Here is a 22003-nt window from a genome sequence, read left to right on the forward strand (position 1 = left end):
CAGGCATTGACGGCGCGGCACGATTGCGCAAGACATCGACGCGCGGGCCGGTGCGGACGCCCGTAACCCAGGCGCCATGCGTGCCCAAGTTCCGCTCTTTTGCCTGCCTGTCGGCCAAGGAGCGTCTGCTTGTCGTCTGAAACCACCGCTATCCGTCCGCCCGCAATTACGCTGGGCGCGCTGTTCCTGAAATTCCTGCGCTTCGGCGCGCTCGCCTTCGGGGGGCCGGTGGCGCAGATCGCGATGCTGCGCCAGGCGCTGGTCGAGGACGAGCGCTGGCTCGACAAGGCGCGGTTCAACCGGTTGCTCGCGGTGTTGCAGGTTCTGCCCGGGCCGGAAGCGCACGAGCTGTGCGTCCACCTCGGCATGCTGGCGCGCGGGCGGATCGGTGGCGTGCTGGCGGGGCTGGGCTTCATGCTGCCGGGCTTCGTGCTGATGCTGGCGGCCGGCTGGCTCTACACCGAATGGGTGGTCGAGCGCGATGGCTGGGCCGACGCGCTGCTCGGCCTGCAGATCGCGGTCCTGGCAATCATCCTGCGCGCGGTGGTGCGGATCGGCCAACACGTGATCGAGGACGCCTGGCTGTGGGCGATCGCCCTGGCCAGTTGCGCTGCAATCCTGGCCGGCGCGGCGTTCTGGATTCCGCTGGCGGGTGGCGGCCTGGCCTATGCCCTGCGCGGTCGCCGGTGGGCGGCTGCTCTCATCCTTGGCGGTGCCGCCCTTTCAGCATGGCTGCTGGCCGGAACGGGCAGCGCGGCGGTCACCACCGAGCTCGGCGCGGTCGATACGGCCGCGCTGTTCCTGGCCGGTCTCAAGGGCGGCCTGCTGACTTTCGGCGGTGCCTACACGGCCATCCCCTACGTGCGCGCGGACACCGTCGGGCGCGGTTGGATCGGCGACTCGACGTTTCTCGACGGGGTGGCCATCGCCGGTGTCCTGCCGGCTCCGCTGGTGATCTTCGCGACCTTTGCCGGTTACGTGATTGGCGGGTTCTACGGCGCGCTGGCGATCACGGCGGGGATGTTCCTTCCCGCCTTCGCCTTCTCGCTGGTGCTTTTCGAACGGCTGGAAGCGCTTATCGAGAAGCCGGCCCTGCACGACCTTCTGACCGGGCTCGCGGCCGCCGTCGTCGGCATCATCGGTGCGACCTTCCTGCAACTGACCGTAGCTGCCTCGGGGCGAGTGGCCAGCCCGGTCCTCGCCCTCTTGTTGTTTGTGCTGTCCCTGGCCGGGGCCTGGCGGCTCAAGGGAAGCTGGGTCACGCCGGCGCTACTCGGCCTCGGCGCCTTGGCGGGGGCGATCCTGCCGCTCTAGGCGCGCCCGGCGCATTGGCCAGGAATAGTCCCATGAACCAAGGTGAGTGTTTACTTAGCCATCGCGGCTGGGCATCCTGGCCGAAGAAGGTCGCAATTTCCGGTCGCAGTCTGATCACGATGCAGATGGGAGTAGTGCAATGGTCTTCAGGACGTTTGTTGTTCTTGCCGCCGCCGCCGCCGCACTCGCAACTCCAGGTGGAAGCCTGGCGCAGACCGCCGGCGAGCTTACCCTTTACAGCGATATTGCCTTTCGCGGTCAGAGTTATACCGTCACGGGACCGCGCGAGCATATCAACATGCCGTTCGTGGCGCGCAGCGCGCGGTTGAGCGGCGGCGAAAGCTGGCAGGTCTGCACCGGCGATTCGTACAGCGGCCAATGCAACACCGTTCGCGACGATCAGGGCAACATAGCCTGGAATGTGCGATCGGCCCGACCGGCGCAGGGCTGGACCGTGCCCGGCGTACCCGGAAACGACCAGTCTCTTCGAGGCATGGCGGCCGAATTCTACCCCTACCCCACTACAAACGGGCGGCGTGTGGCATCGTGCTCCAACGGCGCGGCGGCCTGTGCGACGCAGGCCGCAGACCGGTTCTGCCGCGCCAAGGGTTGGACGCTTTCGGCCTACAGCAAGCAGCAGACCATCAACCGCCGGATCTATCTGGCCGACGTCCTTTGCGCCCGCACGCGCCGCTGATCGGGGGGGTACAGCCATGAACAATCCAGCCCTGTTTTCGCTCTCGCTCGCCATCGCCGCGCTGGGCGGGTGTGCGACCGACCGGCCAGGCCCGATGCGCCAGGTTGCCTATGGCTGTGATCGCGGTGCGGGCATCACGGTGCAGTATTCCGGCAACGAAGCGGCGATCATCGGCTCTGGAGGAGAGCGCATCGTCATGCAGCAAAGGCCCAGCGGATCGGGATTCTGGTACCAGTCGCCCACGCACTCCATTCGCGGAAAGGGCGACATGATTACCTATACCGTCGGTCGCATGGTGCCGATGACCTGCACCGCGCTGCAACCGATGCCGCGCTGATCGAACAGGCCGCGGGGCGCGGCTTAGCCTCGCCCCGCCCTGATCGCTGCGCCGCCCGCAAAAGGCGCGATCGCCAGCAGCACCAAGCTGGCCGCACCGCACAGGGCAAGGCCGCTTTCACCGCCCGTCGCCAGGCTGCCGGCGCCGAAGACAAGCAGGGGCACGGCCAGCGGGATCACCAGCAGGCCGCCCAATGCCGCACCGCCGCGCAGGCCGGCGGTGAGCGCGGCGACCGTGACGCCCAGCGCGGCAAGGCCCGGCGTGCCGAGCAGCAGTCCCAGTTCGACCGTACGCAAGGTCGGCCCGTCGATCCCGACCAGCGCCGCACCGGGCAGGGCGGCCAGCATCAGCGGCGGCGCGAAGCTGAGCCAGTGGGCCAACACGCGTACCGCAATCACCATTTCCTCGCTGATCCCGCGCAGGGTCCACTGGTCGAACAGCCCGAGTTCGAGGTCGGGCTCGATCAGGCGGTCCAAGGGCAGTATCGCGGCGAGCAGCGCGGCGATCCACAGCACGCCGCCCCCGGTCCGTGCCAGCACCGGCGCATCAGGGCCGACCGCAAAAGGATAGAGCATCGCCACGGCGATGAAGAACAGGACCGGCAATAGTGTCCCGCCGCGCCGTCCCCCCAATAGCAGCTGCTTGAGGTCGCGAAGCAGCAGCGTGCCGAGCGTGCTCATGCGGCGTGGTCCGCGATGGCCAGCCGGCGCACGTCGGCAAGGGAGATGGGCTGGTGGGAGGCAATCACGCAGATCCCGCCGCCGCGGCAATGCTCAGCCACCAATGTCTCGACCAGCGCAACGCCCTTGGCGTCGAGGCCGTTCAGCGGTTCGTCGAGCAGCCAGAGAGGGGCGCGCTGGCCGATCAGGCGGGCCAGCGCGGCGCGCTTCTTCTGGCCGGTGGAAAGATAGCGCACCGGCACGTCCATCAGGTCCGACAGGCCAAGCCGCGCTGCCTGATTGTCTTCCGGCCCGTCGAGCCGCTGCCAGAACGCCAGTGCCCGGCCCAGTGGCAGATGCGGGTCGAGCGCGGGACGCTCGTCGAGCAGCGCCACCGCGCCTTCGCGCTCGACAGAGCCGCGATAGGCGGGCAGCAGCCCGGCGATGATACGGATCAGGCTCGACTTGCCGATGCCGTTGGCACCGGTCAGGTGCAGTGCCTGTCCGCCCACTAGCGCGAAAGAGAGCCCGCGAAACAGCAGGTTGTCGCCGCGCCGGCAGGCAATGTCGCGAAGCGTCAGGCTGGCCCCTTGCATGGTCCAGCCGGATAGGGGAAAGCGGCGAGGCTGCCAAGGAGAGCCACGCATGTCCGTCCACCGTCTCAGCGAACCCGAGATTGCCGCCATGCTGGCCGAGTTCCCCGGCTGGACCTTGCGCGCCGACGGCCATGCGATCGAGCGGACTTTCAAGTTTGCCGATTTCAATCAGGCGTTCGGCTTCATGACCCGCGTGGCGCTCTATGCCGACAAGGTCGATCATCACCCCGAATGGTCGAATGTCTACAACACGGTTGAAGTCGCCCTGACGACGCACGACGCGGGCGGGCTTTCTACACGCGATGCGGCCATGGCCCGCGCGATCGAGGGATATCTGTAAGGTTCAGCGGCCCATCGGCCGCGGTGACCCGCGCATCGCCTTGCGAAGGCGGCCCGGTATCCAGCGCGTGGCGAAGGCCAGCTGGTTCGCCGTCCGCCCTACGCGGGTGTGCAGGCGCGTGCCGTGAACGGCAGACCATGCCGCGTCTGCCACGGCGCTGACCGGTGAGATCTCGAGCTTGTTGTCGGTAACCCGCCCGCGAATATCCTCGTTGCTGCCCTGGTGCGGCGCGTGATCGAGCAGCGGCGTGTCGATGAAGCCCGGCATCAGGCTGGCGACCTTGATTCCGTCCGGCGCCCATTCGGCGTCGAGGCTTTCGGTGATCGCCCGCACGCCGAACTTCGTCGCCGAATAGACCGAGGCGCCCGGCGTGCCATAGATGCCCGCCGCGCTGGCGGTGTTGAGCAGGCAGGATCCCGGCGCGCTGGCCTTCAGCCACGGATAAGCCGCCTGGGCCCCGAACAGCACCCCTTTGAGGTTGATGTCGAGACAGCGTTCGATCTCGCCCGGCGTGTTTTCGATGACCGCCCCGCCAAGCGGAATGCCCGCGTTGTTGAACACCACGTCGATCTGCCCGTCCGATGCCTTGGCGAAGGCGCTAAGCGCAGCATCCCATGCCTCGCGGTCGCGAACGTCGAGCTTGTGGATCGAACTGGCCCCTGCGGGCAGCAGGGCCGCCGTTTCGCGCATTCCCGCTTCGTCGATATCGGCCAGCCCCACGAACCAGCCTTCGCGGCCGAACCGCTCTGCCACGGCGCGGCCGATGCCCGACGCCCCGCCGGTGATGAAGATCGTCTTGCGCATTCCGTCCGCTCCCATCGCACTTTGCCGCGCACTGGCAGCGGCGCGCAGCCTTGGCAAGCGAAGGCCCGCCCCGACCAAGCGCGGAGCGGGCCATGTTCGACTTTCGCCGTCTACTTCCTTGCGGCGGTCAGCCCGGCGATGCGTTCGGCCCCTTCGAGGACCTGCGCGGTGGACGGGGTCATGTCGTTGCCGATCGGTTCGGCGCGGCCGCCCAGGCACTGGCCGAGGAAGTTCTCGGCCACCGCGTTGAAGGCAATGTTGTTGGCCGGCCGGGCAAATCCGTGCCCCTCATCGGGAAACAGCACGTATGTGACCGGGATCGACCGGGCCTTCATTGCCGCGACGATCTGATCGCTTTCGGCCTGGTTGACGCGCGGATCGTTGGCGCCCTGGCCGATCAGCAGCGGGCGGACGATCTTGTCCGCGCTGTAGAGCGGGGAGCGCTCCTTGAGCAGCGCCAGCCCTTCGGGCGTGTTGGGGTTGCCCATGCGATCGTGGAACTGCTTGACCAGGGGTGCCCAGTACGGCGGGATGGTCTTGAGCAGGGTTTCGAGGTTCGACGGTCCGACGATATCCACCCCGCAGGCGAACTTGGTCGGGGTGAAGGTCATCCCGGCCAGCGTGGCATAGCCGCCATAGGACCCGCCCATGATCGCGACCTTGTCGGCGCTGGTGATCTTCTGCGCGACCGCCCAGTCGACCGCGTCGAGCAAGTCGTCATGCATCTTGCGGCCCCACTGCAGGTTGCCCGCCTCGATGAAGCTTTTGCCGAGGCCGGTCGAGCCGCGGAAGTTGACGCTGAGCACGGCATAGCCGCGGTTCGACAGCCATTGGTGGGCGCGGTTCGATCCGTAGACATCGCGCGCCCAGGGGCCGCCGTGGACCAGCAAAACCATCGGCACCGGCGCAGTCGGTACGCCGTTTGCGTCGGTGTCGGTGCCGAAGGGCAGGGTAAGATAGGAGACAAGATCAAGCCCGTCGCGCGCCTTGATCACGCGCGGGTGCATCGCGGGAAGCGGGGCACCGACCAGTTCGGGGCGCGGGGTGAACAGCTTGGTCAGCTTGCCCGCCTTGCGGTTGTAAAGGTAGGCCGATCCTGGCGCGGTCACCGGATCGTCGTTGACGATCCACAGATCGTCCTTGTCGGTGCGCGAGGACACGCTGAAATCGCCGCGCAGGTTCTTCTTGAGGAAATCAAGCGAGGCCTTGATGCCCGGATCGACCGCGGTCCACTCGTTGCGCAGGTAATTGACAGAATAGGCCTCGACCACGCCGGTGGTCGGATTGCTGAGCGTTCCTCCGACATCGGCGCGCGTATCTTCCGCCAGGACCTTCGTCGCTCCGGTGGCCACGTCCTGGGCAACGAGGGCGGCGGTGTTGCGACCGCGGCTGTCGACCCAGTACAAGGTCTTGCCGTCGACCGTGAAGCCCGCCGGATTGGTGGTCAGCGCGTCTTCGAGCCCGGTCGACGCGAACGGAGTCTCGGCGATCTTGTTGTCGGTGACCTGGAAATAGTCCTGCCCGCCCTTGGCATTGGCCTTCAGCGCCATGCGCACGACGAGGTTGTTGTCGGCCAGGAAGCCGACATAGCCTTGCTCGTTGCGCAGCACTTCGGTCAGCTTGCCGGTGGCAAGGTCCAGGCTGTGAACGTCGTGGAAGCGCGCGTCGCGGTTATTGAGGCCGACCAGGATGCGATCCTTGTGGACGGTAGAGGCTCCGATGAGCTGGACCCGGGTCTTGGTGAACGGGGTCAGGCTGCGCTCCTGACCGGTCTTCGGATCGACGCTGTAGAGCAGGAAGTTCTCGTCGCCGCCCTTGTCCTGGATGAACAGGACGCTCTTGCCGTCGGGCGCCCAGAAGTACTGCCGGATCGGGCGCGTCTTCTCGTTGGTGATCGGGCGGCCGGCATCGGGCTTGCCGATCGGGGCGACCCAAACGTTCATCACCCCGGCGACGGGAGCAAGCCACGACAAGGTCGAACCGTCGGGACTGATCTGGGCCGCCGCCTTGACCGGATTGCCGTAGAGTGCCTGGCGCGGGATGAGCGGGTTGGCGGCGCCGGGCGTCTTGGCCAGGATTGGAGCGGCCGACGATGCGGTAACGGCAAGCGCCGCCGCGGCAAGCAGGCGAAAACGTGCTGACATGAATGTATCCCCTTGAATCTCAGACTGGGGACAGCGTGTCATATCTTGCTAATACAGCAAGCGAAAAATGGTGTTCCTGCCATGGCTTCGGCGGACAGCGCGCCGTGCGACCTACAGCGCCGGGTTGTTGTAGACGTGCCAGGTGAAGATTGCGGTGGCGCCGCGGTGCGGACGCCAGGCTTCGGCCAGTTCGCGGGTGCGCTTTTCGCTGGGCCGCTCGTCGAGAGCGAGCAGCTTCGCAAGGCCCGCCTGCACCGCCAGATCGCCGGCGGGCCAGATATCGGGCCGGCCTTCGGCAAACAGCAGATAGATCTCGGCCGACCAGCGCCCGATGCCCTTGATCCTGGTCAGTTGGGCTATCGCCTCCTCGTCGTCGGCAGGCAGAGCGTGGAAATCGAGTTCGTCGGCGGCGACCAGTTCGCAGAGTGAGCGCATGTAGCCCTGCTTCTGCCGTGACAGGCCACAGGCGCGCAGGGTGTCGAAATCGGCGGCAAGGACCCGCGCGGGGTCAGGATCGGTCCCGGCATAGTCCTCGAACTTGCGCCACATCGATGCCGCCGCCGCAACGCTGACCTGCTGGCCGACGATGGTGCGCATCAAGGTGGCGTGGCCGCGTTCGCGAATCCGCGGCTCAGGATAGCCGGCCTTGTCCAGGGCGCTGGCGATGCCCGGCTCGATCGCGGCGACCGCGTCGAGGCTCTGTTTGATCTGTTCGGCGCTGAGGCCCATCGTCGTCTCGCTTGCATTGCAGGAAGCGAGTGGTTAGCAGCCCGGCCAAAGTGCGGGAAGCCGCCAAGCAAGGGAAGATTCGATGCCGAAGCTGGTCATTGTCAATCGCGCGGGTGAAGAAACGACGGTCGATGCGGCTCCGGGCCTGTCGGTCATGGAAGCGATCCGCGACAACGGCTTCGACGAACTGCTTGCGCTGTGCGGCGGCTGCTGTTCCTGCGCGACCTGCCACGTGCATGTCGCGCCCGAATGGACCGACAAGCTGCCGCCGATGAGCGAGGACGAGAACGACCTGCTCGACAGCTCGGACCACCGCGACGAGACCTCGCGCCTTTCGTGCCAGGTACAGCTGACCGACGCGCTCGACGGGCTCAAGGTAACCATCGCCGCCGAGGACTGAGGCTGGCTTTACCGGGGCCAAGCGCAAATCATTTGCGAATGCGGCGCGGCAAACCTACCTCTGCGGGCATGAACGCGCCCTCTGCCCGCACCAACACGCTCGACCTGATCGGCAACACCCCGCTGGTCCTCCTTGAAGGGCCGAGCTCGGCCGCCGGCTGCGAGATCTGGGGCAAGTGCGAGTTTGCCAACCCCGGCGCTTCGGTCAAGGATCGGGCAGCGTTGTGGATTGTGCGCGATGCCGAAAATCGCGGCACACTGAAGCCTGGCGGGACGATCGTGGAAGGAACGGCGGGCAACACCGGCATCGGGCTCGCCCTGGTGGCGAACGCGCTCGGCTACAAGACGGTTATCGTCATGCCCGAGACGCAGAGCCGCGAGAAGATGGATACCCTGCGCGCACTGGGCGCCGAACTGGTGCTGGTTCCGGCCGCGCCCTTTTCCAACCCGGGACACTTCGTCCACACCTCGCGCCGCCTGGCCGAGGAAACCGAAGGCGCGGTCTGGGCCAACCAGTTCGATAACATCGCCAACCGCAAGGCCCATATCGAAAGCACCGCGCCCGAATTGTGGGAGCAATTGGAAGGCCGGATCGATGGGTTTACCTGCGCGGCCGGCACCGGCGGAACCATCGCGGGGGTCGGTCTCGGCCTCAAGGCCTTCGACGAGGACATCCGCATCGCGCTGACCGATCCACACGGCGCCGCGCTATACAGCTATTATGCCTGCGGAGAGTTGAAAGCCGAAGGGACCTCGGTGGCCGAAGGGATCGGGCAGGGCCGGATCACCGCCAATCTGGAAGGTGCGCCGATCGAAACGCAGTTCCGCATCTCCGATGAGGAAGGACTGAATTGGGTGTCGCGCCTGCTGCGCGAAGAAGGTTTGTGCCTTGGCTTGTCATCGGGGATCAACGTTGCCGGTGCGGTCGAACTGGGGCGGCAACTGGTGGCCGAAGGGCGGGAAAGGCCCCGTGTTGCGACGATTCTCTGCGACACCGGCTTCCGCTACCTGTCGAGCCTGTACAACGCGGATTGGCTGAAATCCAAGGGTCTGCCGGTCTTCCCTTGGCTGACCTGATCGGGTAGAACCGGCGGCGATGGCTACACAACCGCCACATCGGGTCCCGGGTCCATTGGCCCCTCAGCATTACGTTCCGCCTTCGGCGCGGGATCTGCGCACGCACGCGGTGCAGCGCCTGCAGGCCGGCCTGTTCGGTCTATCGGCGATCGTGCTGATCGTCGGCCTGGCCAACATCATCAAGGATCGCGCCCGCCTGGCCGAAGAAGGTCTGCGCCCGACCTCCACCGCTTCCGCAGAAGCTTCGCCCAGTGCTAACGATCCACTGGCCGATATAGGTGTGGTGCCATCGGCCTTGCCGAACGACGCCGCAGAGCCGGCGCGGCCCGGCACCCCGTCCAATTAGACGGCGCACTGTCCTGTTGCTCGTCGTGGCGCTTGTCGCCGCAGCGGGTGTCGCTTTGCTGGTGCGGGGGCGTTCGGCAGAGCCCGCCGCCGGCCCGGTCGGCCTGTTCACCAATCTTCCGATCCTGTGGAACGAGGAGGCCGACGTCGCCGACCTGCTCAAGTCGAGCGAAACTCCTCACTGGGCACGCGCCGTCCTGGCCCGGCAAGGTCCGATAATGGCGCTGGACACGCTGGATGCTCCGGGCGGCAAAGGGCCGCTAGGCGGGCTTTCGCGGCTCGTCATGGCCCAGCCTCGCGCGCTCGGTCCGGGGGAGAACGTGGCGCTCGACACCTGGGTGCGCGGCGGCGGTCGCCTGCTGCTGCTCGCCGACCCGGCGCTGACTGAGGACTCGCACTTCGCCATCGGCGATCCGCGTCGCCCGCAGGCGGTCGTCCTGCTCAGCCCGATCCTCAAGCGCTGGGGGCTCGAACTGCGATTCGACGAGGCCCAGGCCTTCGGTGACCACGACGTTCAGGTCGGCGGCACCAGTGTGCCGGTCAACCTCGCGGGCAGTTTCATCGCGATCGATGCCAAGGCATGCGCGGTCGAGGCCGACGGCGTCCTTGCCACCTGCCGGATCGGGGCTGGTCGCCTTACCGCTCTGGCCGATGCAGCCGTTCTCGCGCGTGAGGATGAAGACGGCGGGCGCGAAGAGGCCTTCGCCGCCCTGCTCGGGCGCGCTTTCAGGGACTGAATCCGGCCCATTCGGGGAAAGCACGGGACTTCCACCCGGGCGTCGTAGAGTCGCGCGCTAAGTTGCTGATTTTTGTAGTGAACATATTGGCAACAAGCGTCCGGCAAGTCGCAATTTTCAGCATCAAAAATAAATAAAATCAGTAAGTTACCAAGTTATCCCGTGAAATCCCGCAATTTTCCCTTCCATCCCTGCCGGTGCAGCGTTAAGAATCGGCTTCATCAACAGCAATGATCACTGCCGAACCCCGATGCGGGGCGACTCTGGCCGCGAAGCCGCGCGGCCAGCCGGGAGAGGGTGTTGCGGGGGGACCGGGGCATCCGGGAATAGGGGCGGTAAGACGTGGAGGCTCAGCGGCCGATCAGTTACAGCGGTCAGGGCTTTTCGCTTCTCGGCGAAAAGGGCCGCTTCGTGCTGCCGCCCGACTTCCGCAAGGCGGTCCGCGATTCAGGCAATGGCGAGCGCGTGCTGTGCCTGGCCAAGCATCCCCGCTGGAAATGCCTGACCGGCTTCGGCTTGGGCCGGGTCGAGCAGTTCGAGGCCGAGTTGGACCGCGAAGAGCGCAACGCCCTTGACCGGGGCCACGACTTCGACCGCGAAATGCGCGCCGCCCAACTTTACGGCTTCACCCAGGTGCCCTTCGACGACAGCGGCCGCTTCGTCCTGCCCGAGCGATTCTTCAAGATGGGGTCGATCAAGGAAGCGATCTATTTCCAGGGCGGCGGTCTCCAGTTCACGGTCTGGGACCCGGAAGAACTGGCCAAGATGGGTCAGGGCTGGGAAGACGCCCAGGAAGCCTGTCTCGATCTTGCTGCCAAGGCTGCCAACGGGAAGGGGCGCAAGTGACCGGCGCGCCGCACATTCCCGTCCTCCTCGATGAAGTGATTGCCGCGCTGGCTCCCGAGCCGGGCGCGGTGATCGTCGATGCGACCTTCGGCGCGGGCGGTTATACGCGCCGGATCATCGATGCCGGTGCGACCGTTCACGCCTTCGACCGCGATCCCGATGCCATCGCCGCTGCCCGGACCTGGCCGGAAACCGCCGCCGATCCGCCGCGGCTGGTACTGCATCCGCGGCGCTTCAGCGAAATGATCGCCAGCCTTGCCGAGGCTGGCGTTTCGCGCGTCGACGGGGTCGTCATGGACATCGGCGTCTCGTCGATGCAGCTCGACCAGGCGGAGCGCGGCTTCGCCTTCTCGAGCGACGGCCCGCTTGACATGCGCATGGCCCAGGAAGGCGAAAGCGCCGCCGATTTTCTCAACACCGCGCCCGAAGACACGATCGCCGACGTCTTGTTCCACTATGGCGAAGAACGCCAGTCGCGCCGCGTCGCCCGCGCGATTGTGGCGGCGCGTCCGCTGGAGACGACCGGGCAACTGGCTCAGGTGATCCGCAAGGCCTTGGGTTACCGCCCCCACAGCAACAAGGGGCCCGCGCCCAAGGATCCGGCGACCCGCAGCTTCCAGGCGATCCGCATCCATGTGAACGCCGAGCTTGACGAACTGCGCACGGCGCTGGGTGCTGCCGAAGCCTTGCTGCGTCCCGGCGGCCGGCTGGCCGTGGTCAGCTTCCACAGTCTCGAAGACCGCATCGTCAAGCAGTTCCTGCGCGACGCGAGCGGTCAGGTTGCAAGTGCCTCGCGCCATCTGCCGGTCACCGCCAGGACGGCTGTGCCAACCTTCGCGCCGATCGCCAAGGCGGTCCGCCCGTCCGAAGCCGAGCTGGCCCGCAACCCGCGCGCCCGTTCCGCCACGCTGCGTTCCGCCATTCGCACTGCCGCTCCCGCCCGGGAAAGGAGGGCCGCATGAACCTTACCCGTGATCGCCTGCGCCAGGTCGGCTGGGTCGCCGTGCTCGTCGTCTGCGGCGCTCTGCTTCTTGCCCTGACCTTCAAGGTTAACGCGGTGAAGAGCCAGGTCCGTCTGACCGAGCGCAAGATCGTCGCGGTCAAGCAGGACACCATGTTCCTCGAGACCGAGTTCGAAACACGTGCCAACCAGCAGCAGCTTTCGAACCTCAACACGGTCGAATTCGGCTATCAGGCGCCGACCGCCGCACAGTACCTGGAAGGGGAACGTCAGCTTGCCTCGCTCGGCAAGCCGCGCGGCCCCGGCGCGCCCAGCCCGATCCGGGTCGCATCTGCCGCCGATGTCACCGAGGACAGCGGCTTTCCTGCCATGGTCTCGCCGCTCACCGGCAAGGCCATGGCCGCCGAACTGCCCAAGGGCGAACCCAAGGCCAAGGTCACTGCCGATACCCTGCGCGACAAGCTGAGCACCGTCGAAAAGCGGGACGTCGCCGCTCCATGACCTCGATCACCGTCTCGACCGCCATCTCTTCGGGCCGCGGCGAGCTGGTCAACGTGCGCCAGCGCACCCTGCTGATGGCCAAGTGGCGCATCCTGTGGGTGGTTGCGGGCTTCTTCTTCATTGCCGTGATCGCGCTGGCCCGCATTGCCTGGCTTGGTCTGTTCGAGGGCGAAACACGCCGCGTCGACGGACTGGCCGCGCTGCTGCCGGCGCGCGGCGATATCGTCGATCGCAACGGCGTGCCCCTCGCTCGCGCCTTTCCCGCCTATGCTCTGTGGTACAACCCGACTGCGCTGGGCGACGATGGCACGCCGCTGATCCACGGCTCGCGCCAGATCGCCGAACAGCTGGTGCGGATATTCCCGGACATGAACGTGGACGAACTGGCTGCGCGGCTGGCCAGCGGCAAGCCCGGCTACCTGCGCCGCCGCATTCTGCCCGAAGATGCCAACCGCATCCACGCGCTGGGCGAACCGGCGCTGGAATTCCCGCGCGAGGTCGAACGCTATTACCCGCAAGGCTCGATGGCTGCCCACGTGCTTGGCTTCGTCGGCGCCGACGGCAAGGGCCGGGTGGGCATGGAACAGATCTTCGACAGGCAGCTCACCGATCCGGCCACGCGCGGCGCCCCGGCCGTGCTGTCGATCGACACCCGCGTCCAGGGCGCGCTCGAGGACGAACTGCACCGCGGCATGGTCGACAGCGCGGCCAAGGGCGCGGCGGGGATCGTGCTCGATGTCGATACTGGCGAGGTCGTGGCGCTGGCCTCGCTGCCCTCGTTCAATCCCAACCTGATCGACCACGCCAGCACGCCCAACATCTTCAACCGGGTGACCAACCAGGTCTATGAACTGGGATCGACGTTCAAGCCGATCACCGTGGCCTCCGCGATCGATGCCGGCACCGTCACCAATCTGGGGCGGCGCTACCAGTCGGCCCGGCCGATCGCCATCGGCGGCTTCCAGATCCGCGACAGCCACGCGCTCGGCGCTTCGCTCAACATCCCGGAAATGCTGATCCATTCGTCCAACATCGTCACCGCACAGGTCGCCGACGAGCTGGGCGGAGCCAGGCTGCAGGCGACGATGCGCGCGCTCGACATGAACCAGCGTCCGGGGATCGAGCTGCCGGCACGCGGGTTCCCGCTGTGGCCGGCCGGAGAGTGGTCGCGCATCACGACCATGACCGTTGCCTATGGCCACGGCATCGCCGTTACCCCGCTGCACCTTGCCAGCGCCTATGCGACGATGGTCAACGGCGGCGTCTGGCGGCCCGCGACCCTGATGAAGGCCGACCCGAACAAGCCAGTGGCCGGTCGCCGCGTGTTCAAGGCCTCGACCAGCGCGCGGATGCGCCAGTTGCTGCGCCTGATCGTCGATATCGGTACCGGCAAGAAGGCAAATGCGCCCGGCTACCGCGTGGGCGGCAAGACGGGTTCGGCCGAAAAGCCTGGCGCAGGCGGATACCGCCGCACCTCGCTGGTGGCGACCTTTGCCGCCGCCTTCCCGATGGACCGGCCGCGCTATGTGGTGATTGCGATGCTGGACGAACCGCAGGGCACCGTCGCAACTTCTGGCCAGCGTACCGCCGCCTGGAACGCCGCGCCGGTCGTCGGCCGCGTGGTGCCCCGCATCGGCCCGCTGCTGGGCGTCATGCCCGACGAAACCCGCGACGTTGATATCTCGGACTTGGCCGGACTGGTGCCGGGCCTTTCGGACAAGGCGGAATGAAGCTCTCGGCGCTCGCCACGGCTGCCGGAATAGCGCTGCCGGGCGGGACCGAAGCGCAGGTGACCGGCTTCGCCATCGACAATCGCAAGGTTGCGCCCGGCACCGTGTTCGGCGCCTTTCAGGGCGCCACCGTCAATGGCGAGGACTTCATCCCGGCGGCGGTTACGGCAGGCGCCGTGGCCGTGGTCGCCCGGCCCGAAGCGCGGGTCGTCGGCGCGATCCACATCGCCAACGACAACCCGCGCCGCGCCTTCGCCCGGCTGGCGGCGGGCTTTTTCCAGCCGGTGCCCGAAACGCTGGTGGCGGTCACCGGTACCAACGGCAAGACCAGCACGGTCGAGATGACGCGGCAGATCTGGCGCATTCTGGGCGAACGGTCCGCCTCGATCGGCACCCTGGGCGTCACCACCAGCGACGAAAGCGTCTCGACCGGGCTCACCACGCCCGACATCGTAACGTTCCTCGCGAACATGCACGGCCTTGCCCGCGAAGGGGTGAGCCATGTGGCCTACGAGGCGTCGAGCCACGGCCTCGACCAGTACCGTAACGAGGGGCTGCGGGTGAAGGCGGGGGCCTTCACGAACCTCAGCCGCGATCACCTCGACTACCACAAGGACATGGACGATTACTTCGCGGCCAAGATGCGGCTGTTTGGTGAAGTTGTCGACCGCGATGGCACGGCCGTGATCTGGGCCGACGATGAATGGTCGTCCCGCGCCGTCGAGCAGGCCCGCAGCGGGGGGCTGCGCCTGTTCACCGTGGGCAAGGGCGGGGAGGCGATCCGTCTCCTCGCCCGCACCCCCACCCAGCTCGGTCAGGTACTCGAGATCGAATGGGCGGGCGCACCGCGCAAGGTGACTCTTCCGCTGATCGGCGCCTACCAGGCCGCCAACGCGCTGGTCGCGGCGGGCCTGGTCATCGCGACGGGCGGGGATGCGGAGCGGACCTTCGATGCGCTTAGCCGCCTGCAGCCCGTGCGCGGCCGGCTAGAGCGCGCGGCGATCACCCAGGCCGGAGCGCCGGTCTATGTCGACTATGCGCACACGCCCGATGCCCTCGAGGCTGCGATAGACGCCTTGAGGCCGCATTGCACCGGGCGCCTTCTGGTCGTATTCGGCGCCGGCGGCGACCGCGATGCTGGTAAACGCCCGCAAATGGGCGCGGTGGCGCAGCGGCTGGCCGACGCTGCCATCGTCACCGATGACAACCCACGCGGCGAGGACCCCGCCGCGATCCGCGCGATGGTGCTGTCAGGGGGGGGCGGCGCCCTGCGCGAAGTGGGCGACAGGCGCGCGGCAATCGCCGCCGCCATCGCCGAGGCCGGCGCGCAGGACATCGTCCTCATTGCCGGCAAGGGGCACGAACAGGGGCAGATTGTGGGCGCGGGCGCGGACATGCGCGTGCTGCCTTTCGACGACGTGATCGTGGCCCGCGAATGCGCGGGTCAGCTTGGGAGTGAGACGCAATGAACGCCTATGCCCGTATCCTGGAATGGCCGATCCAGCCCGACGATGCCGCAGGCCTGGCCCTGTGGACCGCGGGCGAGATCGCGGCGGCAACCGGCGGCACGCCGTCGGCCGATTTCCAGGCGGCGGGCGCCGACATCGACAGCCGCGACGTGGGCGAAGGCGACCTGTTCTTTGCCCTCAAGGGCGAGGCGATGGACGGCCACGTCTTCGTCGATGCGGCGATCGCCAGGGGCGCGGCGGCGGCCATCGTCGATCGCCCGATCGCGGCGCCGCACGTGCTGGTCGACGACACCTCAAGCGCACTTGAGATGCTGGCGAAAGTGGCGCGAAACCGCGCCGATGCGCGCATCATCGGGGTGACGGGATCGGTCGGCAAGACCGGGGTCAAGGAAGCCATCTTCGCCGCACTCGACCGGTCGAGCCGCGGCCGCGCGCACCGTTCGGTCAAGAGCTACAACAACCACGTGGGCGTGCCGCTGAGCCTGGCGCGAATGTCGGCGCGGGCCCGGTTCGGCGTGTTCGAAATGGGCATGAACCACGCCGGCGAGATCCGGGCGCTGACTGCACTGGTCCGTCCCCACGTGGCGGTGATCACCACCATTGCCCCGGCGCATATCGAGATGCTCGGCAGCGAAGAGGCGATTGCCGATGCCAAGGCGGAAATATTCGAGGGGCTGGAGCCCGGCGGGGTCGCGATCATCCCGGCAGACAGCCCCCACCATGCCCGGCTGAAGGAAGCGGCAGAAAAACACGCGGGCGCCGTCGTTTCCTTCGGCCGGGCTTCGCACGCCGATGTCCGCCTGCTCGATGCCGTGCCGGCGCCGGGCGGCGGGTCGCTGGTCACCGCCGACATGGGCGACCGGCGGATCTGCTATACCGTGGCTGCGCCGGGCGATCACTGGATCGTCAATTCGCTGGCTGTCATCGCTGCGGTCCGCGCCGCCGGCGGCGATCTGGGCGCGGCAGGGCTCGCTTTGGCCGAACTCGAAGGGCTGAAGGGCCGCGGCGAACGCCACACGATCGCCGCTGCCGGCGGTGACGGATCGGGCACCGCGCTGCTCATCGACGAAAGCTACAACGCCAACCCGGCCTCGATGCGCGCGACGCTGGCGCAACTGGGCGCGACGCCGGCCCGCCGCCGCGTGGCGGTGCTGGGATCGATGAAGGAACTGGGCAGCCATGGCCCTTCCTTCCACGCGCAACTTGCCGATCCGATCGCCGCCGCGCAGATCGACCGGCTGTTCCTTGTCGGAGACGAGATGCAGGCCTTGGCCGACGAACTGGGGAAAGAGCCCGGCGCCGCGCTTGGCAAGGCGATTCCCTTCGATCATTGCAGGACCGCAGGAGAAGCGCTCGATGCGCTGAAGCGGTTTGGCGTGGAGGGCGGTGACGCCCTGCTCATCAAGGGGTCGAATTCGGTTGGGCTCGGCGCTGTCGTCGCCGCTCTCGCCAAGCAGGAAGGTTAGATCAGGCGATGCTGTACCTGATCGCGGAATATTTCCAGTTCGAAGGCCTGGCGAACCTCATTCGCTATCAGACCTTCCGCGCGGGCGCAGCGCTGATGACGGCGCTGGTCATCGGGCTGCTGATCGGGCCCCGCTTCATCAACATGCTGCGCGTCCGCCAGGGCAAGGGCCAGCCGATCCGCGAGGACGGGCCGCAGACCCATCTCGCCAAGCGCGGCACGCCGACCATGGGCGGGCTGATGATCCTGATCGCGCTGGTCCTGTCGATGCTGGTCTGGATGGACCTGGCCAACCCCTTCGTGTGGGCCTGTCTTGCGGTCACCACCGGGTTCGGCGTGATCGGCTTCCTCGACGATTTCGACAAGGTCCGCAAACGCAGCACCGCCGGGGTTTCAGGCCGGGCGCGCCTGATTGCGGAATTCCTCGTCGCCGGCATCGCGGCCTGGATCATCGTCAGCCAGATCAGCACCAACCTCTACGTGCCGTTCCTCAGCGGACGGTATATTCCGCTCGGGCCGTTCTACTATGTCTTCGCGGCGGTCGTCATGGTTGGCGCGGGCAATGCCGTGAACCTGACCGACGGGCTCGATGGGCTGGCGACCATGCCGGTGATCATCGCCGCAGGCACCTTTGCGATCATCGCCTATCTGGCCGGCCGCGCCGACTTTGCGACCTACCTCGGCATTCCGCACGTGCCGGGGGCGGGTGAACTCGCCATCCTGTGCGCCGGGATCATGGGGGCGGGCCTGGCCTTTCTGTGGTTCAACGCCCCGCCGGCGGCGGTGTTCATGGGCGATACCGGAAGCCTGGCCCTGGGCGGTGCACTGGGCGCGATCGCGGTTGCCGCGCACCACGAGATCGTCCTCGCCATCGTCGGTGGACTGTTCGTGATGGAGGCCGTGTCGGTGATCGTCCAGGTGTTCTGGTACAAGCGCACCGGGCGCCGGATCTTCCGCATGGCCCCGATCCACCACCACTTCGAGCAACTCGGCTGGAAGGAATCGACCGTCGTGATCCGCTTCTGGATCGTGTCGATCGTTCTTGCCCTTATCGGATTGTCGACTCTCAAGATCCGATGATCAACTCGCCCGTCTTTACCGGCAAACGCTACGCGGTCCTGGGACTGGCCCGGTCGGGACTGACGGCTGCGGAAAGCCTGCTGGCCAGCGGCGCGCGGGTCACGGCCTGGGACGCGCGCGAGGAGCCGCGCCGCGCGCTGGAGCGCCGGGCCGAGTTGGCCGATCCGGCCACCATCGACCTTACCGGCTACGCCGGCGTCGTCGTGTCGCCGGGCGTGCCGCTAAACACCCATCCGATTGCCGCCCACGCCGCGAAGTACGGCGTGCCGGTGATCGGCGACATCGAACTGTTCGCGCTTGCCCGCCCGCACCTGCCGGCGCACCGTGTCGTCGCGATCACCGGGACCAACGGCAAGTCGACCACCACCGCACTGGTCCACCACCTGCTGCAATCAGCCGCGCTGCCTGTGCGGATGGGCGGAAACATCGGCTTGCCGGTGCTGGGCCAGAACCCATTGGGACCGGGCGGAATCTACGTGCTCGAATTGTCGAGCTACCAGATCGACCTCACTTTCAGCCTCGAGGCCGAAGTCGCCGCTCTGCTCAACCTGACGCCTGACCACCTCGATCGCTACGACGGCTTTGCCGGCTATGCCGCCAGCAAGGCGCGTCTGTTCGCCATGCAACGGCCCGATCAGTTCGCAGTCTTCGGCACCAGCGATGCCAAGACCATCGCACTCGGCCAGCGCGAGGCGCAATTGCGCGGGGCGGACCGCGTGGCCCTGGTCGACGGTGCCGATCTTGCCGGTCTACAGCCGCAGTGGCCCTCGTTGCAGGGGCCGCACAACCTGCAGAACGCGGCAGTGGCCGTGGCGATCGTCACCGCTCTGGGGCTCAGCGAGGGACAGTGGCGCCCGGCCCTGGCCAGCTTCCGCGGCCTGCCCCACCGGATGGAGCGGGTCGCCGAAAGCGGCGGCGTGACCTACATCAACGACAGCAAGGCGACCAACCCGGCCTCGACCGCGCCGGCCCTGGCGGCCTTTCCGCCCAATCCCGACCGCCGAATCCACTGGATCGTCGGAGGCCTGCCCAAGGGCGAGAGCCTGGCCGAGTGCGAGGCCTATTTCGCCAACGTCGCCGCTGCCTATACCATCGGCGATGCCGGCCCGCTGTTTGCCGATCTCCTTGCCTCTCATACCAAGGTGACACGCAGCGAGATGATGTGCGACGCGATCCGCCAGGCGCGCGAGGCCGCCCGGCCCGGCGACGTCGTGCTGCTGTCGCCGGCCTGCGCCAGTTTCGACCAGTTCCGCGACTACGAGGCGCGGGGCGATTCGTTCCGCCAGATCGTTCTGGCCCTGATCGAGGAGGATCGCGTGGCCGCCAGCGCCGCCGCCCGCACCGGAGAGACCCGCTGATGGCGACCTACCCGCCTTTCGTTCCCAGCGCCGGCCGCGTCGCCCCCGAAGCGGCCCAGGCCGCACGCCAGCGCCGCAACCGCCGCAGCGAGTTCGCGATCTGGTGGCGCGAAATCGACCGCGTGCTGCTGGTGCTCGTCCTGTCGCTGATGACCATCGGCGCGGTCGCCGTCGCGGCCAGTTCGCCCGCCTCGGCGCGGCGGCTGTCGACTTCGGCTGTGCGGCTCGACGATCTGCACTTCTTCTATATTCACCTGCGCTGGCAGGTGCTGGGCCTGATCGCCATGTTCGGCGCGTCCATGCTGCCGCGCGAACGGGCGCGGCAGGCGGGAATCCTGCTCGGTGCGGCCATGCTGGTGGCGCTGATGCTGGTGCCGATCATCGGCACGACGGTGAACGGGGCGAAGCGCTGGATCAACCTTGGCATGTCGCTCCAGCCGTCGGAGTTTCTCAAGCCGAGCTTCGCGATCGGCCTTGCCTGGATCCTGTCGTGGCGCGCTCGCGATCCCAAGATCCCGGTGATTGCCATCGCCACCGGGCTGATGGCCTGCATCGGCGGATTGCTGATGCTCCAGCCCGACTTCGGTTCGACCGTACTGTTCGCCGGCGTGTGGTTCGTGATGATCCTGCTTTGCGGCCTGCCGGTGCAGCGGATCGCCATGGCGATCGGCGGCGGCGTGGGTGCGGTGATCCTGGCCTACATGTTCTACGAGAACGGCCGTCACCGCATCGATGCGTTCCTCGGCGGCGGCACCGCCTTCGACCAGGTCGATCTTGCGCAGAAGACCATCCTGGCCGGCGGCTGGACCGGCACCGGGCTGTGGCTCGGCACGCGCAAGCTCGGCCTGCCCGAAGCGCACACCGACTACATCTTCTCGGTCATCGGGGAAGAGTTCGGCCTGCTGGCATGCGCGGTGATCGTCGCACTCTACCTTGCCCTAGTGTTGCGCATCATGCTGCGACTGCTCGACGAGGAGGACCTGTTTACCACCCTCGCCGCCACGGGCCTTACCGCGCAGCTTGGCGGGCAGGCCTTCATCAACATCCTGGTCAACCTGCAGCTTTTCCCGTCCAAGGGCATGACCCTGCCGCTCATTTCCTATGGCGGGTCCTCGACCATCGCCCTGTGTCTCGGCGTGGGCTTCCTCATTGCCATCACCCGGCGTAATCCGTTCCTGAAGCGCGAAGGGTTCAGCCTTCGCCAGGTCGGATTACAGAAGCCCGGAGCGCGCAAATGAGTTCGGTTGCCCGTCACTATGTCCTTGCCGCAGGCGGCACCGGAGGTCACCTGATCCCGGCGTTTGCTCTCGCGACCGAACTGGAAAAGCGCGGCCACCACGTCGCCCTCATCACCGACGAGCGCGGCGCGCGGCTGCCCGGCAAGCCGGCCTCGCTGACCAGCCACGTCCTGCCGGCCGGGCGGATCGGCAAGAATCCGCTGCACTGGCCCAAGGGCATCGCAGCGATCCTTGAAGGGCGGCGCATGGCGCTGCGCCTTTTCGAAAGCTTCCAGCCTTCGGCCGTGATCGGTTTCGGCGGCTATCCGGCCTTGCCCGCGCTGTGGGCAGCGACCGGCGCCAGGGTGCCGAGCGTGATCCACGAGCAGAACGCCGTGCTGGGCCGGGTCAACCGGTTCCTTGCACGCCGGGTCGATGCCATCGCCACATCCTACCGTGAGGTGCACCGGCTGGATGCCAAGCACGGCGACAAGGTCCACCTCGTCGGCAACCCTGTGCGCGAAGACGTGCTCGCGCTGCGCGACCGGCCGTTTCCGCCATTTACCGAGGACGGCCTGCTGCGCGTGCTGGTGACCGGCGGCAGCCAGGGGGCCAGCGTGCTGTCGCAGGTCGTGCCCGATGGATTGGCCATGCTGCCGCCGTCGCTGCGCAGCCGTCTGCAAGTCACCCAGCAATGCCGGCCCGAGGATATCGACGCGGTCCGCGACCGCTATGCCAGCCACGACATTCCCGCCGAGCTGGGCACCTATTTCGAGGACATGGCCAGCCGCCTGGCCGACGCGCACCTGTTCATCGGCCGGGCCGGGGCCTCGACCATTGCCGAACTGACCGCGGTCGGCCGGCCTGCGATCCTCGTACCGCTGCCGATCGCGACCGACGATCACCAGGCCTACAACACTGCCGAAGTCACGCAACTTGGCGGGGCGCGGATGATCCGGCAGGACCGCTTCACCCCGGTCGAACTGGCCAAGCAGATCCAGGCCATCGCGATGAACCCGGAAACGCTGGCCACCGCGGCCCACGCGGCCTGGAACTGCGGCTATCCCAATGCCGCGGCCGACCTGGCCGACTTGGTCGAAAGCTTCGGATCCCCCCCGCTGATGGACGTGATCCAGGTGGCGCGCAGCGTCAGCCCCCAGGGGCAGGAGCAGGTCGCGTGAAGAAGGCGCTGCGCCAG

Annotated in this window: 23 protein-coding genes; 18 read left to right on the plus strand and 5 right to left on the minus strand. The window is 67.4% G+C overall.

Annotated features, from left to right (window positions below; genetic code table 11):
* The first annotated feature begins 129 nt into the window (after nucleotides 1-129).
* The 3 genes from chrA (at nucleotide 130) to B0I00_RS17035 (ending at nucleotide 2348) form a co-directional block, all read left to right on the plus strand.
* Complete coding sequence (gene chrA, locus B0I00_RS08865; RefSeq protein WP_198519181.1) at nucleotides 130-1314, plus strand: chromate efflux transporter; 1185 nt, start codon at nucleotides 130-132, stop codon at nucleotides 1312-1314.
* 139 nt (nucleotides 1315-1453) lie between these two features.
* A complete protein-coding gene (locus tag B0I00_RS17030) occupies nucleotides 1454-2011 on the plus strand; it encodes a hypothetical protein (protein ID WP_157812510.1) in 558 nt (185 codons plus the stop codon).
* A gap of 16 nt (nucleotides 2012-2027) precedes the next feature.
* Nucleotides 2028-2348, plus strand: coding sequence for an MliC family protein (locus B0I00_RS17035; RefSeq protein WP_157812511.1), 321 nt, complete (start codon nucleotides 2028-2030; stop codon nucleotides 2346-2348).
* A 23-nt stretch (nucleotides 2349-2371) separates the two neighbouring features.
* Here the strand turns inward: B0I00_RS17035 and B0I00_RS08875 are convergent, their stop codons facing one another.
* Both B0I00_RS08875 and ccmA read right to left on the minus strand, forming a co-directional pair.
* Nucleotides 2372-3028: a heme exporter protein CcmB gene (locus B0I00_RS08875; protein ID WP_100867007.1), complete on the minus strand. Its 657-nt coding sequence runs from the start codon at nucleotides 3026-3028 to the stop codon at nucleotides 2372-2374.
* Nucleotides 3025-3603 carry a heme ABC exporter ATP-binding protein CcmA gene (gene ccmA / locus B0I00_RS08880; RefSeq protein ID WP_100867008.1) on the minus strand — a complete coding sequence of 193 codons (579 nt, stop codon included), beginning with the start codon at nucleotides 3601-3603 and terminating at the stop codon, nucleotides 3025-3027. Before ccmA ends, B0I00_RS08875 begins: the two co-directional genes overlap by 4 nt.
* Before the next feature lie 49 nt (nucleotides 3604-3652).
* Between ccmA and B0I00_RS08885 the strand changes: the two genes are divergently transcribed.
* Nucleotides 3653-3943, plus strand: a complete 291-nt coding sequence (locus tag B0I00_RS08885) for a 4a-hydroxytetrahydrobiopterin dehydratase (RefSeq protein WP_100867009.1) — start codon at nucleotides 3653-3655, stop codon at nucleotides 3941-3943.
* 3 nt (nucleotides 3944-3946) lie between these two features.
* Here the strand turns inward: B0I00_RS08885 and B0I00_RS08890 are convergent, their stop codons facing one another.
* The 3 genes from B0I00_RS08890 to B0I00_RS08900 form a co-directional block, all read right to left on the minus strand.
* Entirely contained in the window at nucleotides 3947-4747 is an 801-nt protein-coding gene (locus tag B0I00_RS08890; protein ID WP_100867010.1) for an SDR family oxidoreductase, read from the minus strand.
* A 110-nt stretch (nucleotides 4748-4857) separates the two neighbouring features.
* Nucleotides 4858-6891 carry a S9 family peptidase gene (locus tag B0I00_RS08895; protein ID WP_100867011.1) on the minus strand — a complete coding sequence of 678 codons (2034 nt, stop codon included), beginning with the start codon at nucleotides 6889-6891 and terminating at the stop codon, nucleotides 4858-4860.
* 111 nt (nucleotides 6892-7002) lie between these two features.
* Nucleotides 7003-7620: a DNA-3-methyladenine glycosylase family protein gene (locus B0I00_RS08900; RefSeq protein WP_100867012.1), complete on the minus strand. Its 618-nt coding sequence runs from the start codon at nucleotides 7618-7620 to the stop codon at nucleotides 7003-7005.
* Between the two features lie 82 nt (nucleotides 7621-7702).
* Between B0I00_RS08900 and B0I00_RS08905 the strand changes: the two genes are divergently transcribed.
* From B0I00_RS08905 to murG, 14 genes are all read left to right on the plus strand, one after another.
* The gene (locus B0I00_RS08905; protein WP_100867013.1) at nucleotides 7703-8020 is read left to right on the plus strand and encodes a 2Fe-2S iron-sulfur cluster-binding protein; all 318 of its coding nucleotides are present in this window, start codon (nucleotides 7703-7705) and stop codon (nucleotides 8018-8020) included.
* Nucleotides 8021-8088: 68 nt separating this feature from the next.
* A complete protein-coding gene (locus tag B0I00_RS08910) occupies nucleotides 8089-9096 on the plus strand; it encodes a cysteine synthase A (RefSeq protein WP_100867014.1) in 1008 nt (335 codons plus the stop codon).
* Between the two features lie 55 nt (nucleotides 9097-9151).
* A complete protein-coding gene (locus B0I00_RS08915) occupies nucleotides 9152-9442 on the plus strand; it encodes a hypothetical protein (RefSeq protein ID WP_198519182.1) in 291 nt (96 codons plus the stop codon).
* Between the two features lie 61 nt (nucleotides 9443-9503).
* The gene (locus B0I00_RS08920; RefSeq protein WP_198519183.1) at nucleotides 9504-10178 is read left to right on the plus strand and encodes an ABC transporter; all 675 of its coding nucleotides are present in this window, start codon (nucleotides 9504-9506) and stop codon (nucleotides 10176-10178) included.
* A gap of 342 nt (nucleotides 10179-10520) precedes the next feature.
* Complete coding sequence (locus B0I00_RS08925; protein ID WP_232730174.1) at nucleotides 10521-11024, plus strand: division/cell wall cluster transcriptional repressor MraZ; 504 nt, start codon at nucleotides 10521-10523, stop codon at nucleotides 11022-11024.
* On the plus strand, nucleotides 11021-11986 hold the full coding sequence (gene rsmH, locus B0I00_RS08930; RefSeq protein ID WP_100867017.1) for a 16S rRNA (cytosine(1402)-N(4))-methyltransferase RsmH: 966 nt from the start codon (nucleotides 11021-11023) through the stop codon (nucleotides 11984-11986). Before B0I00_RS08925 ends, rsmH begins: the two co-directional genes overlap by 4 nt.
* Nucleotides 11983-12486, plus strand: a complete 504-nt coding sequence (locus tag B0I00_RS08935) for a hypothetical protein (RefSeq protein WP_100867018.1) — start codon at nucleotides 11983-11985, stop codon at nucleotides 12484-12486. The genes rsmH and B0I00_RS08935 overlap by 4 nt, the downstream gene beginning before the upstream one ends.
* Nucleotides 12483-14216 (plus strand): peptidoglycan D,D-transpeptidase FtsI family protein, encoded by a 1734-nt coding sequence (locus tag B0I00_RS08940; protein ID WP_100867019.1) that lies wholly within the window; start codon nucleotides 12483-12485, stop codon nucleotides 14214-14216. The genes B0I00_RS08935 and B0I00_RS08940 overlap by 4 nt, the downstream gene beginning before the upstream one ends.
* Complete coding sequence (locus tag B0I00_RS08945; protein ID WP_100867020.1) at nucleotides 14213-15685, plus strand: UDP-N-acetylmuramoyl-L-alanyl-D-glutamate--2,6-diaminopimelate ligase; 1473 nt, start codon at nucleotides 14213-14215, stop codon at nucleotides 15683-15685. Before B0I00_RS08940 ends, B0I00_RS08945 begins: the two co-directional genes overlap by 4 nt.
* Nucleotides 15682-17151 carry a UDP-N-acetylmuramoyl-tripeptide--D-alanyl-D-alanine ligase gene (locus B0I00_RS08950; RefSeq protein ID WP_100867021.1) on the plus strand — a complete coding sequence of 490 codons (1470 nt, stop codon included), beginning with the start codon at nucleotides 15682-15684 and terminating at the stop codon, nucleotides 17149-17151. The genes B0I00_RS08945 and B0I00_RS08950 overlap by 4 nt, the downstream gene beginning before the upstream one ends.
* An 8-nt stretch (nucleotides 17152-17159) precedes the next feature.
* Nucleotides 17160-18230 (plus strand): phospho-N-acetylmuramoyl-pentapeptide-transferase, encoded by a 1071-nt coding sequence (gene mraY, locus B0I00_RS08955; RefSeq protein ID WP_100867022.1) that lies wholly within the window; start codon nucleotides 17160-17162, stop codon nucleotides 18228-18230.
* Nucleotides 18227-19588: a UDP-N-acetylmuramoyl-L-alanine--D-glutamate ligase gene (gene murD / locus B0I00_RS08960; protein ID WP_100867023.1), complete on the plus strand. Its 1362-nt coding sequence runs from the start codon at nucleotides 18227-18229 to the stop codon at nucleotides 19586-19588. The genes mraY and murD overlap by 4 nt, the downstream gene beginning before the upstream one ends.
* Nucleotides 19588-20826 carry an FtsW/RodA/SpoVE family cell cycle protein gene (locus B0I00_RS08965; protein ID WP_100867024.1) on the plus strand — a complete coding sequence of 413 codons (1239 nt, stop codon included), beginning with the start codon at nucleotides 19588-19590 and terminating at the stop codon, nucleotides 20824-20826. The genes murD and B0I00_RS08965 overlap by 1 nt, the downstream gene beginning before the upstream one ends.
* A complete protein-coding gene (murG, locus tag B0I00_RS08970; RefSeq protein WP_100867025.1) occupies nucleotides 20823-21986 on the plus strand; it encodes an undecaprenyldiphospho-muramoylpentapeptide beta-N-acetylglucosaminyltransferase in 1164 nt (387 codons plus the stop codon). Before B0I00_RS08965 ends, murG begins: the two co-directional genes overlap by 4 nt.
* Nucleotides 21987-22003: the final 17 nt, after the last annotated feature.

This window comes from Novosphingobium kunmingense (assembly GCF_002813245.1).
In the GTDB taxonomy this organism is placed as follows: domain Bacteria; phylum Pseudomonadota; class Alphaproteobacteria; order Sphingomonadales; family Sphingomonadaceae; genus Novosphingobium; species Novosphingobium kunmingense.

Bases quoted from the DNA above. Each gene is read 5' to 3' on its own strand.
- B0I00_RS08940 (WP_100867019.1), top strand. From the start codon at position 12,483: ATGACCTCGATCACCGTCTCGACCGCCATCTCTTCGGGCCGCGGCGAG.
- B0I00_RS08900 (WP_100867012.1), bottom strand. From the start codon at position 7,620: ATGGGCCTCAGCGCCGAACAGATCAAACAGAGCCTCGACGCGGTCGCC.
- B0I00_RS08890 (WP_100867010.1), bottom strand. From the start codon at position 4,747: ATGCGCAAGACGATCTTCATCACCGGCGGGGCGTCGGGCATCGGCCGC.
- B0I00_RS08895 (WP_100867011.1), bottom strand. From the start codon at position 6,891: ATGTCAGCACGTTTTCGCCTGCTTGCCGCGGCGGCGCTTGCCGTTACC.
- B0I00_RS08910 (WP_100867014.1), top strand. From the start codon at position 8,089: ATGAACGCGCCCTCTGCCCGCACCAACACGCTCGACCTGATCGGCAAC.
- B0I00_RS08905 (WP_100867013.1), top strand. From the start codon at position 7,703: ATGCCGAAGCTGGTCATTGTCAATCGCGCGGGTGAAGAAACGACGGTC.
- B0I00_RS08935 (WP_100867018.1), top strand. From the start codon at position 11,983: ATGAACCTTACCCGTGATCGCCTGCGCCAGGTCGGCTGGGTCGCCGTG.
- ccmA (WP_100867008.1), bottom strand. From the start codon at position 3,603: ATGCAAGGGGCCAGCCTGACGCTTCGCGACATTGCCTGCCGGCGCGGC.
- B0I00_RS08950 (WP_100867021.1), top strand. From the start codon at position 15,682: ATGAACGCCTATGCCCGTATCCTGGAATGGCCGATCCAGCCCGACGAT.
- B0I00_RS08945 (WP_100867020.1), top strand. From the start codon at position 14,213: ATGAAGCTCTCGGCGCTCGCCACGGCTGCCGGAATAGCGCTGCCGGGC.
- B0I00_RS08885 (WP_100867009.1), top strand. From the start codon at position 3,653: ATGTCCGTCCACCGTCTCAGCGAACCCGAGATTGCCGCCATGCTGGCC.
- murG (WP_100867025.1), top strand. From the start codon at position 20,823: ATGAGTTCGGTTGCCCGTCACTATGTCCTTGCCGCAGGCGGCACCGGA.
- B0I00_RS17030 (WP_157812510.1), top strand. From the start codon at position 1,454: ATGGTCTTCAGGACGTTTGTTGTTCTTGCCGCCGCCGCCGCCGCACTC.
- mraY (WP_100867022.1), top strand. From the start codon at position 17,160: ATGCTGTACCTGATCGCGGAATATTTCCAGTTCGAAGGCCTGGCGAAC.
- B0I00_RS08875 (WP_100867007.1), bottom strand. From the start codon at position 3,028: ATGAGCACGCTCGGCACGCTGCTGCTTCGCGACCTCAAGCAGCTGCTA.
- B0I00_RS17035 (WP_157812511.1), top strand. From the start codon at position 2,028: ATGAACAATCCAGCCCTGTTTTCGCTCTCGCTCGCCATCGCCGCGCTG.
- B0I00_RS08965 (WP_100867024.1), top strand. From the start codon at position 19,588: ATGGCGACCTACCCGCCTTTCGTTCCCAGCGCCGGCCGCGTCGCCCCC.
- murD (WP_100867023.1), top strand. From the start codon at position 18,227: ATGATCAACTCGCCCGTCTTTACCGGCAAACGCTACGCGGTCCTGGGA.